Raw genomic sequence first — 14966 nt, forward strand, 5'->3', positions numbered from 1 at the left:
ATATTACTCGTTGGAGGGCAAAACGTGTGCGCTGCCTGGCGGCGCTTCGGGGTCTTCTGTATCGACGAGGGTGGTCCCGGGCGGGTTGCAGGGCGCGGGCGCCGTGTCGCCGTAAGGCGGCGTGGGCTCCGCGGCCATCGGTAGCGGCGCGAAGGTGTCGTCTGTCAGCAACGGATAGCGGAACTCCGCTTCTACGCGGGCGCGCAGTGGCGTGGGGCCGTGTTCGCCATGTGCGGGTTTGCGCGGACTGTCGCGACGCGTGCGCAGCACCTGCAGCTGATTCGACAGCAAGCCGTTGTAGATCGCCACGGCCGCCGCCCGGTTGGGCGCGCCGAGTTGCTGGAAGATGCTCGCCAGGTGAACCTTGACCGTGCCTTCGCTGATGCCGAGTGCGCGCGCGATCATCTTGTTCGTGCTGCCCATATGCACGCAACGCAGGATCTGCTCCTGGCGCGGCGAGAGTGCCACCCGGGTCGAGAGTTTGCGCGGCAGTGGCATGCCGCGTGCATTGCGGCGTGGCGGAACCGGCCACGCACCGGGCGGGCAGAACGTCGGACCAAAGACATCGGCGGGCAGATGGTCGCCGCCAAGCAGAATCAGTTCGAGCAGTTTGACGATCAGAATCGAATCCGTGGTGCGGCGGATGATGCCGCGCGCGCCTTCGGAGAGGAGGGCGCGAACCTTATGCGGCGGTTCGGTGCGATCGACGAGCACGGCGATGGGCAGCGTGCGGTGCCGGCTCACGAACTGACGCAGTTCGCCGGCGACGATGCCGTCGTGCCAGTCGATCACGAACAGATTCGGGGTGAAACGTTGCGCCGCGCGTTCGGCGCTACGCCAGTCAGGGGCGTCGCTGAAACGCGCGCGACGGTCGATTTGTCTTAACAGCGCCTTGAGCCCTTCGCGCCGTTCGGCGTCCGGATTGAATACAGCAAACCGCATAACACTGCCCTCCCGTGTATTGCCTCTCGAAATGTTGTGCTGCGCGTACCTTCGGCACACGTCGCTCGAAACCGGAACTACCGCACCATGATGACAAAAAGGCCGCCGTTTGACGGCCTGTCCAGATGGCGTAGGACGTAGGGCAAAAAAAAATCCCGCACAGTGGCGGGACTTGGGATGCAGCGGGTAGGAATACGCCGCGTTGCTTAGTGGAAGTGCGGCTGAACGGGCTCAGCATCTTCCGGCATCTCGGCGTGGACGATTTCACCGAGCGGATCGGCATAGAGCGGCACGCCGCAATCGTCGCAATATTCCGGCTCGAAGCGGCCCGCGTGGCGACGGATATCGGTGATGCCCGATTCCTTGAGCAGCGTCACGATTTCTTCGAGCGGGCCGGTGGCGTCGCTTTCTTCGGACGGCTCTTCGTCGATCTCCGCGTCACCGTTTTCGCGACCGTAGAGCGGCCAGACGACGCCGTACAGCACGTCGTTGCTGCCGCGCTTCGTGAAGCCGATGCGGTATTCGTCGATGCGACGTTCGCCGAAGCCGGCGACGACGGCGCGCAGGTCTTGCGCCGTCGCGCCGATCGTGTCGAGCAGATAGCGTACGGCGGTGCGGATGGTGTGCGGGCGCACGCGCTCGTCGGCGTCGCGGCAGGCGGAGTAGTACGCGTCCGGCAGCAGGCATTCGAACTCGCAGCCCGGCATGACGACGGCCAGATTGGCACCGCCCTGCGTGGCCCATTGTTCGAGGCACTGCCCGCGCTCGATGCGCGAGCCGTTTTCTTCTTCCTGCCAGCGGAACAGCGGCGCGCCGAGCGGTGCAGCCACCACGGCGAGCAGGAAACGCGGATCGGCGAGGATCGGCGACGTCTCGGGCAGCTCGCCCGTGCTGATCTTCGCGACGTTGCCGGTCAGCGCCGACTGCGAAAGCTGCTGGGCGAGGCGCCACGTTTCCACGTGATGGCGCGGCAGCTGGTCGATGCTATAGAGATAGGGCGCCATCGCGACATGCGTGCCGCTCGCCAGCACGTGTGCCTGCAGATGCGTGCGCAGGGCTTCCGAGGCATCGGCCTTCAGCGGACCCGACGGAATCACGTAGCGCGTCCAGGCGAGCACGGGCGCGGCAACCAGCAGCGCTTCGTACTTCTCGCCCTCGTGCTCGAGAATGAACGACTCGCTATGCGTTTCCGCCATGTCAGCGAGCGCGCCGTAGGCGTCCGGATGATTCTGCTGCAGATGATCGAGCGCGGCGTCGAGCGTGGTCTGATTGCCGTTTCGCACGACCTTCGCTAGGAGCGTGTCGAGCTTGGCCTCCCAGAAGCGGTCTTCGGTGCGGCTGCCCGAGGCGAACAGGGCGAGCGACAGGCCGACAAGCTTGTCGGCGTCAGGGGGGAGGCGTTTGGCGATTCGCGAGCGCATAAATCTGTGAGTTGGGATGCAGAGAACCCCATATTCTAGTCTGTTCCGCGCAGGCCATCGGTTTGCCCTACAGGATGGGGAGAAGAGGGCGTGCGGCCGCGTGCCGTTCTATGCGTTGGCGGGCTTCTGCTGGGGGTGTCGTGCGGTTTGAAGCCTCGGTTTGACGCTTGAAGGACATACCAAAAATCCGCTTGCAATAAGTCATGCGTGTGACTAGAATTCGCCTCCTTCGCAATTCGATGTCACTGACACCGCAGCGCGAAGCCCGCGACGAAACGAGCGGGTTCGCAGGATCAACAAGCTTTTTAAGCGGCGACGTAAAAAAAGAAGTTGACGAAACGAAAAAGAGACTTCATAATCTCGTTTCTCTGCTGCTGACGCAGCAACGCAGCAAACGCCGGGTAGTAACAGCGCACTACGGTGCGGCAGTCGAACCGGGCAGTTTGCGCGACGCGATCTTTAAAAATTTACAGCCGATAAGTGTGGGCGCTTGATAGGTGATGCGACCTGGCGGGTTCTTCGGAGCCGGTCAGGAGAAGCAAAAGTATCAAGAGTCTCACACTAAAGTAAGTCAGGTTTTTGAAGCAATTCAGATACCTGTCAGCTTTGAGTGAGCGACCGGTTCGAAAGAACCGAAAACAGTAACAGGTTTAAACTGAAGAGTTTGATCCTGGCTCAGATTGAACGCTGGCGGCATGCCTTACACATGCAAGTCGAACGGCAGCACGGGTGCTTGCACCTGGTGGCGAGTGGCGAACGGGTGAGTAATACATCGGAACGTGTCCTGTAGTGGGGGATAGCCCGGCGAAAGCCGGATTAATACCGCATACGATCTACGGATGAAAGCGGGGGATCTTCGGACCTCGCGCTATAGGGGCGGCCGATGGCGGATTAGCTAGTTGGTGAGGTAAAGGCTCACCAAGGCGACGATCCGTAGCTGGTCTGAGAGGACGACCAGCCACACTGGGACTGAGACACGGCCCAGACTCCTACGGGAGGCAGCAGTGGGGAATTTTGGACAATGGGCGAAAGCCTGATCCAGCAATGCCGCGTGTGTGAAGAAGGCCTTCGGGTTGTAAAGCACTTTTGTCCGGAAAGAAATCCCTGGTCCTAATATGGCCGGGGGATGACGGTACCGGAAGAATAAGCACCGGCTAACTACGTGCCAGCAGCCGCGGTAATACGTAGGGTGCAAGCGTTAATCGGAATTACTGGGCGTAAAGCGTGCGCAGGCGGTGATGTAAGACCGATGTGAAATCCCCGGGCTCAACCTGGGAACTGCATTGGTGACTGCATCGCTTGAGTATGGCAGAGGGGGGTAGAATTCCACGTGTAGCAGTGAAATGCGTAGAGATGTGGAGGAATACCGATGGCGAAGGCAGCCCCCTGGGTCAATACTGACGCTCATGCACGAAAGCGTGGGGAGCAAACAGGATTAGATACCCTGGTAGTCCACGCCCTAAACGATGTCAACTGGTTGTCGGGTCTTCATTGACTTGGTAACGTAGCTAACGCGTGAAGTTGACCGCCTGGGGAGTACGGTCGCAAGATTAAAACTCAAAGGAATTGACGGGGACCCGCACAAGCGGTGGATGATGTGGATTAATTCGATGCAACGCGAAAAACCTTACCTACCCTTGACATGTACGGAATTCCGCTGAGAGGTGGAAGTGCCCGAAAGGGAGCCGTAACACAGGTGCTGCATGGCTGTCGTCAGCTCGTGTCGTGAGATGTTGGGTTAAGTCCCGCAACGAGCGCAACCCTTGTCCCTAGTTGCTACGCAAGAGCACTCCAGGGAGACTGCCGGTGACAAACCGGAGGAAGGTGGGGATGACGTCAAGTCCTCATGGCCCTTATGGGTAGGGCTTCACACGTCATACAATGGTCGGAACAGAGGGTTGCCAAGCCGCGAGGTGGAGCCAATCCCAGAAAACCGATCGTAGTCCGGATCGCAGTCTGCAACTCGACTGCGTGAAGCTGGAATCGCTAGTAATCGCGGATCAGCATGCCGCGGTGAATACGTTCCCGGGTCTTGTACACACCGCCCGTCACACCATGGGAGTGGGTTTTGCCAGAAGTGGCTAGTCTAACCGCAAGGAGGACGGTCACCACGGCAGGATTCATGACTGGGGTGAAGTCGTAACAAGGTAGCCGTATCGGAAGGTGCGGCTGGATCACCTCCTTTCCAGAGCTCACGCACTCGCGTATCAAAGCGCTCACACTTGTCGGCTGTAATAAAGACAGACTCAGGGGTCTGTAGCTCAGTCGGTTAGAGCACCGTCTTGATAAGGCGGGGGTCGATGGTTCGAATCCATCCAGACCCACCAACTGGTCTGACGGGCAGTTCCCTGAAGTATGCATGACTGGGGGATTAGCTCAGCTGGGAGAGCACCTGCTTTGCAAGCAGGGGGTCGTCGGTTCGATCCCGTCATCCTCCACCAATCCTCAATGCCTAGTGTCCGGTGAAACACAAACCGGGTATTACGCATTGGCGATTGAGCCAGTCAGAGCGATGTGAGTAAAACCATGTCGGCTGTCGTTCTTTAACAATCAGGAAGAAGTAGTAAAGAGATTCATCTGAAAGCACTTAGAGATGGGTGCGAGTAGGTGAATCAGGGTTGTGATTGTATCAATGTATTTTTAAGTGATCGAAAGATTGCCTTGAAATACGGCGCAACACGAATACTCAACCTGTAGCGAGTGGATTGAGTGGTTCCTCCGGGGATCATGAGACACACCCGTTATAGGGTCAAGCGAACAAGTGCATGTGGTGGATGCCTTGGCGATCACAGGCGATGAAGGACGCGGTAGCCTGCGAAAAGCGGTGGGGAGCTGGCAAACAAGCTTTGATCCACCGATATCCGAATGGGGAAACCCACTCCGTATGGAGTATCCATGACTGAATACATAGGTCATGCGAAGCGAACGCGGCGAACTGAAACATCTAAGTAGCCGCAGGAAAAGAAATCAACCGAGATTCCCAAAGTAGTGGCGAGCGAAATGGGATCAGCCTGTACTCTTTATCTTCGTTGTTAGCCAAACGCTCTGGAAAGTGCGGCCATAGTGGGTGATAGCCCCGTAGGCGAAAACAGCGAGGAAGAACTAGGTGTACGACAAGTAGGGCGGGACACGTGAAATCCTGTCTGAAGATGGGGGGACCATCCTCCAAGGCTAAATACTCGTGATCGACCGATAGTGAACCAGTACCGTGAGGGAAAGGCGAAAAGAACCCCGGGAGGGGAGTGAAATAGATCCTGAAACCGCATGCATACAAACAGTCGGAGCCTCGCAAGGGGTGACGGCGTACCTTTTGTATAATGGGTCAGCGACTTACATTCAGTGGCAAGCTTAACCGAATAGGGCAGGCGTAGCGAAAGCGAGTCCGAACAGGGCGTTCAGTCGCTGGGTGTAGACCCGAAACCAGGTGATCTATCCATGGCCAGGTTGAAGGCACGGTAACACGTGCTGGAGGACCGAACCCACTAACGTTGAAAAGTTAGGGGATGAGCTGTGGATAGGGGTGAAAGGCTAAACAAACCTGGAAATAGCTGGTTCTCTCCGAAAACTATTTAGGTAGTGCCTCGTGTATCACCTTCGGGGGTAGAGCACTGTCATGGTTGATGGGTCCATTGCGGATTACGTCGCCATAGCAAACTCCGAATACCGAAGAGTGCAATCACGGGAGACAGACATCGGGTGCTAACGTCCGGTGTCAAGAGGGAAACAACCCAGACCGCCAGCTAAGGTCCCCAAATATGGCTAAGTGGGAAACGAAGTGGGAAGGCTAAAACAGTCAGGAGGTTGGCTTAGAAGCAGCCACCCTTTAAAGAAAGCGTAATAGCTCACTGATCGAGTCGTCCTGCGCGGAAGATGTAACGGGGCTAAGCCATATACCGAAGCTGCGGATGCACATTTATGTGCATGGTAGGAGAGCGTTCTGTAAGCCTGCGAAGGTGCGTTGAAAAGCGTGCTGGAGGTATCAGAAGTGCGAATGCTGACATGAGTAGCGATAAAGGGGGTGAAAGGCCCCCTCGCCGTAAGCCCAAGGTTTCCTACGCAACGTTCATCGGCGTAGGGTGAGTCGGCCCCTAAGGCGAGGCAGAAATGCGTAGCTGATGGGAAGCAGGTCAATATTCCTGCACCATTGTTGAATGCGATGGGGGGACGGATCGCGGAAGGTTGTCCGGGTGTTGGAAGTCCCGGTCCTTGCATTGGAGAAGGCGCTTTGGCAAATCCGGGCGCGGAATTCAAGGGTGCGAGGCCATGCTCTTCGGAGCAGAAGCAACTGGAAGTGGTTCCAAGAAAAGCCTCTAAGCTTCAGTTCAACAGTGACCGTACCGCAAACCGACACAGGTGGGCGAGATGAGTATTCTAAGGCGCTTGAGAGAACTCGGGAGAAGGAACTCGGCAAATTGGTACCGTAACTTCGGGATAAGGTACGCCCTTGTAGCTTGACTGGCCTGCGCCAGGAGGGTGAAGGGGTTGCAATAAACTGGTGGCTGCGACTGTTTAATAAAAACACAGCACTCTGCAAACACGAAAGTGGACGTATAGGGTGTGACGCCTGCCCGGTGCCGGAAGATTAAATGATGGGGTGCAAGCTCTTGATTGAAGTCCCGGTAAACGGCGGCCGTAACTATAACGGTCCTAAGGTAGCGAAATTCCTTGTCGGGTAAGTTCCGACCTGCACGAATGGCGTAACGATGGCCACACTGTCTCCTCCCGAGACTCAGCGAAGTTGAAGTGTTTGTGATGATGCAATCTCCCCGCGGCTAGACGGAAAGACCCCATGAACCTTTACTGTAGCTTTGCATTGGACTTTGAACCGGTTTGTGTAGGATAGGTGGGAGGCTGTGAAGTGTGGACGCTAGTCTGCATGGAGCCGTCCTTGAAATACCACCCTGATCTGTTTGAGGTTCTAACCTTGGTCCGTAATCCGGATCGGGGACAGTGCATGGTAGGCAGTTTGACTGGGGCGGTCTCCTCCCAAAGGGTAACGGAGGAGTACGAAGGTACGCTAGGTACGGTCGGAAATCGTGCTGATAGTGCAATGGCATAAGCGTGCTTGACTGCGAGACTGACAAGTCGAGCAGGTGCGAAAGCAGGTCATAGTGATCCGGTGGTTCTGTATGGAAGGGCCATCGCTCAACGGATAAAAGGTACTCTGGGGATAACAGGCTGATACCGCCCAAGAGTTCATATCGACGGCGGTGTTTGGCACCTCGATGTCGGCTCATCTCATCCTGGGGCTGTAGCCGGTCCCAAGGGTATGGCTGTTCGCCATTTAAAGAGGTACGTGAGCTGGGTTTAAAACGTCGTGAGACAGTTTGGTCCCTATCTGCCGTGGGCGCTGGATATTTGAAGGGACCTGCTCCTAGTACGAGAGGACCGGAGTGGACGAACCTCTGGTGTACCGGTTGTCACGCCAGTGGCATCGCCGGGTAGCTATGTTCGGAAGAGATAACCGCTGAAAGCATCTAAGCGGGAAACTCGCCTTGAGATGAGATATCCCCGGGGCTTCGAGCCCCTTGAAGGGTCGTTCAAGACCAGGACGTTGATAGGTCAGGTGTGGAAGCGCAGTAATGCGTTAAGCTAACTGATACTAATTGCCCGTAAGGCTTGATCCTATAACAGGTGTGTTTTGCGATGATCGTTAGTGCTTCAGCACTTACGGGCATCCCACCCCCGCAGGGGGCAAAGCGCACGGTTGAGAGATCAGTGTTGTGCCGATATAAACAACACAACCCGAATTCAGTAAAAACTCTTTACGCTTCTTCCAGATTGGCTGTGGCGCCCCCAAAGGCGACGCAGCAACCCGTCATGCCTGATGACCATAGCGAGTCGGTCCCACCCCTTCCCATCCCGAACAGGACCGTGAAACGACTCTACGCCGATGATAGTGCGGATTGCCCGTGTGAAAGTAGGTAATCGTCAGGCTTCTTATGCAGTACGTCCAGAACCCCGGCTTCTCCAGAAAGAGAGCCGGGGTTCTGGCGTTTGGGCGTGGGAAATACGCGTGCCGGCTAGTGACTAACGTGCTCGGCTAGCTCACGGTAGCGCGAATAGCAAACCGCTCCCCGCAGCTGCTATCGAGCAGCCGCAGAATAGACGCAACGTCCGTCTGACCACAACCAAGGGCCGCAATGGCCCCCGCCTCAGCTCAATGTCTGCGGCGCACGCGCTCGAGCACGTGATGCTCGGCGAGCCAGTGGTGCATCATGCCTTCCCCGTTGTGTTCCTTCCGGTAAGCGCGCGATTCGAAAATCGATAGCCCCAAAAGAACGAGCAGGCCGACAGCAAGGCCAGCGAGCCCAGCGATGGTTTCGGTATCCATGGCAGCCTCCTTGGGTTGCAGCCATATCACCATCTTAGGACAGAGGCGGCCAGGAAAAAATGATGGTGTTTGCGAACCGGCGCGTCACGCGCGCAGCCTGTACACTGCTGCGCGGCAACATTTTTTTGGGATTTAAATCGATGTCACGTGTCTGGCTGGCCATCGCAATGGCCGCACTGCTTTCGGCTTGCGCCGACAATTCGGCGAGCAAGCATCATGGTCCGCCGCCTCACGATCCCGCCGACTATCACGGCGTACCGACCGACGACCGGCCGCCCGTGATGATCGAAACGCCGCCCGCGCAGTAATCGGCCCCGAGCAGGCAGAGCAGCGAAGCAGCAGAGCAGGGCAAGAGGACGATGAAGCCGCGCGCCTCAAGGAGCCTTGAGGCGCTCAGCGAGCCATCGCAGGCTGAATCGCTCCCGTAATGCGCGGGAGGAGCGGATAGAGTGTCAGACCGCGCGCCGCCATGAAGATCAGCAGCGCGGCCCAGAGCCCGTGGTTGCCGAACGGCGCAACGAGCGCCCACGAAGCGGCGAGAAACACCAGCAACGAAATCGCCATCGCCTGCATGAGCTCGCGCGTGCGCGTGGCGCCGATGAAGACGCCGTCGAGCAGGAAGCCCCACACAGAGATAATCGGCGAGAGTGCTGCCCACGGCAGGAAAGCCCGGGCCGCGGCGCGGACCGTCGACTGATCGGTGAGCTTGTCGATGATCCAGCCGCCGGCGCCCCAATAGACCACCGAGAATCCGAGCGCGCCGAGCGCCGCCCAGAACAGATTCACCTTGACGGCTTGGCGGAACGCATGGCGGTCGCGCGCGCCGATCGCTGCGCCGACCAGCGCCTCACTCGCGTGAGCGAATCCGTCGAGCCCATACGCCATGAAGGTCTGAAAGTTCAGCAGCAGCGCGTTGGCGGCGAGGATCGCGTCGCCCTGCCGCGCGCCCAGGTGGGCGAACCAGCCGAACGAACCGAGCAGACATATCGTCCGCAAAAAGATGTCGCGATTGATCGCGACTAGCCGTTTGAGCGCGGCCGGTTCGACGGCGGCGCGCCAGTCGAGCGGCGTGAGCCCGCGCGGGCGCAGATGCCAGAGCACTGCCGCGCCGAAAAAGAAACCAACTGTGTCGGCGGTCGCGGTCGCCGCGCCGATGCCGGCGATACCCCAGCCGAAGCCGTAGACGTAAGCCAGCACGGCCACGATATTGACGGCGTTGATCAGCACTTGCGAGACCAGCGCGATACGCACGCGTTGCATCCCCAACAGGTAGCCGAGGACGACGTAGTTCGCCAGCGCGAACGGCGCCGAGCCAATGCGCGCGTGGCTATACACGGTGGCGTTGCGCTGCACCGCGTCGCTGCCGCCGATCAGCGCGAGCGCGTAATGGATCAGCGGCGTCTGCACGAGCAGGATGAACGCGCCGATGCCGAACGCCAGCACTAACGCGCGTACGACATTCACGCGCAATGCCGCCTGGTCGCCGGCGCCGTGCGCCTGCGCGATCAGTCCGGTCGTGCCCATGCGCAGGAAACCAAAGCCCCAGAAGACGAAATTGAAGAAGAGGCCGCCGAGCGCGACGCCGCCCAGATCGGCGGCACGGCCCAAATGCCCGGCGACGGCCGTGTCGACGGCGCCGAGAATCGGCTGGGTGAGATTGGCGAGGACGATCGGAAACGCGAGCGTCAACACGCGCCGATGCCAGTCGCCCCGCGAAGGCAGGGAGGCGCCGTCGCTCAACTGCGCTCCTGCACGCAGACCCACGGCGAGACGACCACCGCCCACAATTCCGGCTTGCGATCGGCGAAATCGGCGGCCGTCTCGGCTTGCATGCGCTGCACGAGACCCGACGAGAGCCACTGCGTCACGCGCGTGCCGTCGTCGCTTGCGATCGCTTCGGCGACGCTCACGAGGTCGAGGTCGCGCGCCACCGAAAGCAGCTTGCCTTGGGCGAAGAAACGCTCGAGATCCTGCCAGTCGATCTTGGCGGTCTCTCCGAGCAACTTGGCGTAGAGGGGGCTGGGCGTGGCGTTGTCGTTTTGGGTCATGATCGTGAGAATCGATTGCGGCCGATACTATAAACGATAGACGGCGAGGCGGTCTGGCGCTTCCGAACTGCGACGCTCAGGCGTGCAATCCCGCTTGCGCTGACGTGCGCATTTCGTCTGATAAAAAGTCGGTAAATTAACGATTAACGCTTTATTCGATCGGCGCGAACTGAAGGATATGAAGAAGCGCGGATTAATCGGACGAAAGGCAAATTGGCAATGCCCGTAAAACGTGATCGCCGTGAGCCGATTGGAAAACGGAGTCGGGTGTTCCAAAAAACCAACTTCGGCGAATAATTGCATTCCTTTGTGCGTTGGACCACTTAATGACTATCGGTGGCGCGCGGGTCGAAACTGCTCGCTGCGGTGCAGTGAAGGCAGTCCGTTCCGTCACTCGCGCGCTATTGATCAGTCTGTCGCAAAGTCCCGCCGCAAAAGGCTTTTCGGCGAAACGGCCGCGCAATCGTGCGCGCGCTGCAACGCGCATTTTTATGCGTGTAAGGCGGCGCTTTACAACATCGTTTCACCAGGGAAAGTCCGGGCGACACATAATCCGTGCGCCGCGACACATATTCGATCTAATTAAGTGATTGCGCGGGCAGGGTCGCGTTGATAGATTGCCATTCGGCGCATGGTAAACCGGTCCTTTGCCGATATGCGCCAAACCCCCGTTAGCCCGGCGCCACGCCGGGCTTTTTTTTGTGCGTTCTATTTCATTCGCCGCGAGCGTTAATCGAGTAAAACGACGCGGCGAATGAGAACGTTCAGCGCGGCGGCAGATCGCGTGCCGGGTCGATCGAGCGCCCCTGGTAACGGAGTTCGAAATGGAGCATCACGCGGTCGTTATCCGAATCGCCCATCGCGGCAATCTTCTGTCCTTGCGCAACCGACTCGCCTTCCTTTACGAATAGCGCCTGATTGTGCGCATACGCGGTGAGGTAATCGCCGCCATGTTTGATGATGAGCAGGTTGCCGTAGCCACGCAGGCCGTTGCCCGCGTACACGACGGTGCCGGGCGCGGCGGCGACGATCGGCGTGCCGGGAGCATTCACGATGTCGATGCCTTTCGAGTTGCGGCCGTCGAAGTTGCGGACCACCTGGCCGGCGGTCGGCCAGATCAGCGAAATGGACGAGACGGGTGCGGGCGCCGGACCCGAGCTGTCGGGCGCCGACTCGCGAGGCGCGGCAGCCGTGGCGCGCGGCGTGGTGCGCTCCGCGCCCGCCGCGGAACCGGCCGGCGGCGCGACGCGCAACACCTGGCCGACTTCGATCGCATCGGGGTTCGACAGATTGTTCCAGCGAACGATGTTCGACACCGATTGCCGATTGCCGCGCGCGATCTTGCTGACCGTGTCGCCGCGTTCCACGCGGTAGAAACCCGGGCCGACCGGTGCCGAGCCGCAGGCGGCGAGCAGCGCGACGAGCGCCGCGCACGCGAGTTGTCTGAATCCTCGTCTAAATCGTTGTGCCAATGTTGAACCTCGCAGGACGCCGTCGCGCGGTTCGACCGGAAGGCGAAACGCGGCGGCAAAACGTCTGATTTTAACGGTTTTGCCGCCGCGCCAGCGCCTTTCAAGCCGGCGGGAACGGATGCGTCAGACGAGCGCTTCGACGTGCAGACGCAGCGTCGCGGTTTCGGTCGCGCCCGGCGCGAGCCAGCGCAGACCGAGCCCGTTGTGGATCGCGTCGGGCAGACCGAGCCACGGTTCGACGCAATAGAAGTCCGAATCGGCGGCTTCCGTCCACGTCGTCACCGCGTACCACGGCAGCGAATCGGGACGGTCGAGATCGATCGTGACCGCGCGCCGCAGGCCCGGCGTGACGAGGCGCACCGGGACCGACGGCGGCGTCGGTTCGAGCACGTGAAAGCGGTCGGTGATGCCGGCGTCGTCGAGACGATAGAGCGTCTCGCCGCGCTCCGGCGCGCTGATCGAACCGTCGGGCGACTGGTGACGGCGCACCGCCAGCGGCATCTCGAGCGTGCTTTCAGCGCGCTGCGCGTGCGGCAGCGCAAAGTAAAAGTGATGGCCCGCGTACCAGGGCAGCGGCGCGTCGCCGGTATTGGCGACGGTCAGCGACACGTCGAGCGTGTGATCGTCGGCGAGACGGTAAGCGGCCTCGAAGCGAAAGCCGAACGGATAGCCCGCGCGCGTCGCCGCCGAGTCGTCGAGCGTCATGCTCACGCCACGCCCGTCGTCGTCCACCTGGGCGGCAAACGGCAGGTCGCGAGCGAAACCGTGCATCGGCAGATCGCGCACGACGCCGTCGGCGTCACGCCAGCGGCCGATCTGGCCATCGACGAAATGGCGCCCGAGAAACGGAAACAGCAACGGATTGCCGCCGCGTATGCGCGCGGGCTGCTCCCAGTTCGCGTTGTCGGGCCAGCGGATGACCGCTTCGCCGCCGACGTGCCACGAGAGCAGGCGGCCGCCGGCCCACGGTGCGAAGCGCAGCGTGGAGACGCCGCTGTTGAGTTCGAGAAGGTCCTGCGGAGGGCGTGTTTCCATGGCCTGTCACTGAGTCGAGGGGAAGGAAAGGCCGCGCCGGAGCGGCGGCGGGCCGCGATTGCACGATTCTGGCGCAATTCTGGTCCGAGTCGCGCGGGTGCGCCGGATTGTGCGCCGCTTTCAGATGCGTGAAAACCCTCGTCGGGAAATCGTGGGTGTTGTGCAAGGCTGGCCGCCGCCATAATCGGCCTGAATGAATGTGCGATTTCGCACACTGCACGAGTGAAGGAGGGCGCGGAAAATGGATATCGCAATGGCCATGAGCATGGGATTGTTCAGCCTGTTCGTCGGGAGCAGCGCGTACTTCTTCTACAAGATGGCGCGCTAAGCGAAAAAACGCGCAAGCAGCGAGCCGTACACCGCGTGTGGCTTGCAGTTATCTTTCATTCTGGCCGGCGTTTGCCGGCTTGTTCCTTTCTGAATGGCGCGCGCTCGCTGCGCCTTCTGTCCATATCGCCGCTATTTTGTTGCGACGCGGTAACTTTTCCGACAAATGAGTCTTGAAGCTTGGCGCTGCAATTCGGGCCAGGCATAATCGGTGCGCTTTGCCGCACTGTCCCCGCGATGGTCGGCGCCATGTCCAACCATTCCGAGGATCCGCGCGTGAGTCTCTCGTTTCTTTTCTTCCTGAGCGTGCTGCAAGGCGTCACCGAACTGTTCCCGGTCAGCAGCCTCGGTCACACGCTGCTTGTGCCGGCGCTGTTCGGCATGCATATCGACAAACACGCTCCGCAACTGTTGCCGTTTCTCGTCGCGCTGCATCTCGGCACGGCGATCGCGCTGCTCTGGTATTTCCGTGCGCGTTGGGTCGCGCTGATCAGCGGTTTCTTCGCTTCGCTCGGCGGCCGCAAGAACGACGACGGCCACATGATGTGGGCGCTGATCATCGGCACGATTCCGACCGGCATCGTGGGTCTGGTGCTCGAAAAGCGCATCGAGGCGATCTTTCACGACCTGCGCATCGTCGCCGCCGCGCTGATGGTGAACGGCGTGCTGCTGTGGCTCGGTGACCGTCTCCAGCAGGCGCGCGCGCATCGCGCGCCAGAAAAGCTCACGTTTCGCCAGGCGTTCCTGGTCGGTCTTGCGCAGATTGGCGCGCTGATTCCGGGTTTCTCGCGCAGCGGTTTGACGATGATCGCCGGTAACGCCGCGGGTCTCACGACCGAGAAGGCCGCGGAATTCTCATTCCTGCTCGGTACGCCGATCATCTTCGCGGCGGGCGTGCTCGAACTGCCGAAGCTGTTCCATGCGCGCGACCAACTGACGACGGCGCTCGTCGGCGGCGTGCTGACCGGCATCGCCGCGTGGCTGAGCGTGAAGTTCCTGATGCGCTATTTCGAGGGCCGCGGCCGTCTGGCGTCGTTCGGCCTGTACTGCGTGATCGCGGGCGCGATTTTCCTCGGCTGGTTCGTGATGCATCCGCAACCCGCTTGATGGCGGGCCGTGGGCGGGACGTCCGGCTCGAGGCGAACGCGGTATAATTCACGCCCGTCTTCGGCCGCGCCCCGCGTTGGGCCGAAAACGCGCAGATTTTCCACGCGACAGTAGCTCAGCTGGATAGAGCATCGGCCTTCTAAGCCGAGGGTCGGGGGTTCGAGCCCCTCCTGTCGCGCCAATATTTTCAAGCACTTAGCCCGGTCATTGTGATCGGGCTTTTTGCTTTCTGAAACGCATGTAGGTGCTGTGTAGTTTTTTCGGTCCACGTGGTGTGGCG

General features: G+C 60.0%; 11 protein-coding genes, 3 tRNA genes and 3 rRNA genes. 9 read left to right on the forward strand and 8 right to left on the reverse strand.

The window, feature by feature from the left end:
- Window positions 1–3 precede the first annotated feature (3 nt).
- Window positions 4–942 carry a response regulator transcription factor gene (locus G5S35_RS05000; RefSeq protein ID WP_074984837.1) on the reverse strand — a complete coding sequence of 313 codons (939 nt, stop codon included), beginning with the start codon at window positions 940–942 and terminating at the stop codon, window positions 4–6.
- A 206-nt stretch (window positions 943–1148) separates the two neighbouring features.
- Window positions 1149–2363, reverse strand: coding sequence for a DUF2863 family protein (locus tag G5S35_RS05005; RefSeq protein ID WP_183038693.1), 1215 nt, complete (start codon window positions 2361–2363; stop codon window positions 1149–1151).
- Between the two features lie 239 nt (window positions 2364–2602).
- Here G5S35_RS05005 and G5S35_RS05010 point away from each other — a divergent pair, with 239 nt between their 5' ends.
- From G5S35_RS05010 to rrf, 6 genes are all read left to right on the forward strand, one after another.
- Window positions 2603–2857 (forward strand): hypothetical protein, encoded by a 255-nt coding sequence (locus G5S35_RS05010; protein WP_183038694.1) that lies wholly within the window; start codon window positions 2603–2605, stop codon window positions 2855–2857.
- 158 nt (window positions 2858–3015) lie between these two features.
- Window positions 3016–4548: ribosomal RNA gene (locus G5S35_RS05015) — 16S ribosomal RNA — on the forward strand.
- 65 nt (window positions 4549–4613) lie between these two features.
- Window positions 4614–4690 (forward strand) — tRNA-Ile (locus G5S35_RS05020).
- A 38-nt stretch (window positions 4691–4728) separates the two neighbouring features.
- A tRNA-Ala gene (locus G5S35_RS05025) sits at window positions 4729–4804 on the forward strand.
- Window positions 4805–5110: 306 nt separating this feature from the next.
- Window positions 5111–7990, forward strand: a 23S ribosomal RNA gene (locus G5S35_RS05030).
- A gap of 196 nt (window positions 7991–8186) precedes the next feature.
- A 5S ribosomal RNA gene (rrf, locus tag G5S35_RS05035) occupies window positions 8187–8300 on the forward strand.
- Together the 16S, 23S and 5S rRNA genes with 2 tRNA genes alongside form the textbook arrangement of a ribosomal RNA operon.
- 223 nt (window positions 8301–8523) lie before the next feature.
- Here rrf and G5S35_RS05040 read toward each other — a convergent pair.
- Window positions 8524–8697 (reverse strand): hypothetical protein, encoded by a 174-nt coding sequence (locus tag G5S35_RS05040; protein WP_167371432.1) that lies wholly within the window; start codon window positions 8695–8697, stop codon window positions 8524–8526.
- Window positions 8698–8837: 140 nt separating this feature from the next.
- Between G5S35_RS05040 and G5S35_RS05045 the strand changes: the two genes are divergently transcribed.
- Window positions 8838–9005 (forward strand): hypothetical protein, encoded by a 168-nt coding sequence (locus G5S35_RS05045; protein WP_167371431.1) that lies wholly within the window; start codon window positions 8838–8840, stop codon window positions 9003–9005.
- An 85-nt stretch (window positions 9006–9090) separates the two neighbouring features.
- On the opposite strand, the gene G5S35_RS05050 is transcribed toward G5S35_RS05045, so the two are convergent.
- The 5 genes from G5S35_RS05050 to G5S35_RS05070 all read right to left on the reverse strand — a co-directional run bounded on the left by G5S35_RS05050 (window position 9091) and on the right by G5S35_RS05070 (window position 13252).
- Window positions 9091–10437 carry an MATE family efflux transporter gene (locus G5S35_RS05050; protein WP_074987465.1) on the reverse strand — a complete coding sequence of 449 codons (1347 nt, stop codon included), beginning with the start codon at window positions 10435–10437 and terminating at the stop codon, window positions 9091–9093.
- Window positions 10434–10745: a DUF2288 domain-containing protein gene (locus G5S35_RS05055; protein WP_065057929.1), complete on the reverse strand. Its 312-nt coding sequence runs from the start codon at window positions 10743–10745 to the stop codon at window positions 10434–10436. The genes G5S35_RS05050 and G5S35_RS05055 overlap by 4 nt, the downstream gene beginning before the upstream one ends.
- 27 nt (window positions 10746–10772) lie before the next feature.
- Window positions 10773–11048, reverse strand: coding sequence for a hypothetical protein (locus tag G5S35_RS05060; protein WP_183038695.1), 276 nt, complete (start codon window positions 11046–11048; stop codon window positions 10773–10775).
- A 461-nt stretch (window positions 11049–11509) separates the two neighbouring features.
- Complete coding sequence (locus G5S35_RS05065) at window positions 11510–12217, reverse strand: peptidoglycan DD-metalloendopeptidase family protein (RefSeq protein ID WP_318298082.1); 708 nt, start codon at window positions 12215–12217, stop codon at window positions 11510–11512.
- A 123-nt stretch (window positions 12218–12340) separates the two neighbouring features.
- Window positions 12341–13252 (reverse strand): aldose epimerase family protein, encoded by a 912-nt coding sequence (locus G5S35_RS05070; protein WP_183038696.1) that lies wholly within the window; start codon window positions 13250–13252, stop codon window positions 12341–12343.
- 603 nt (window positions 13253–13855) lie between these two features.
- Here G5S35_RS05070 and G5S35_RS05075 point away from each other — a divergent pair.
- Together G5S35_RS05075 and G5S35_RS05080 are read left to right on the forward strand one after the other, a co-directional pair.
- Complete coding sequence (locus G5S35_RS05075; protein ID WP_065057932.1) at window positions 13856–14686, forward strand: undecaprenyl-diphosphate phosphatase; 831 nt, start codon at window positions 13856–13858, stop codon at window positions 14684–14686.
- A 104-nt stretch (window positions 14687–14790) separates the two neighbouring features.
- Window positions 14791–14867, forward strand: a tRNA-Arg gene (locus tag G5S35_RS05080).
- Window positions 14868–14966 lie beyond the last annotated feature (99 nt).

It is taken from the genome of Paraburkholderia tropica (assembly GCF_014171495.1).
Taxonomy (GTDB): domain Bacteria; phylum Pseudomonadota; class Gammaproteobacteria; order Burkholderiales; family Burkholderiaceae; genus Paraburkholderia; species Paraburkholderia tropica.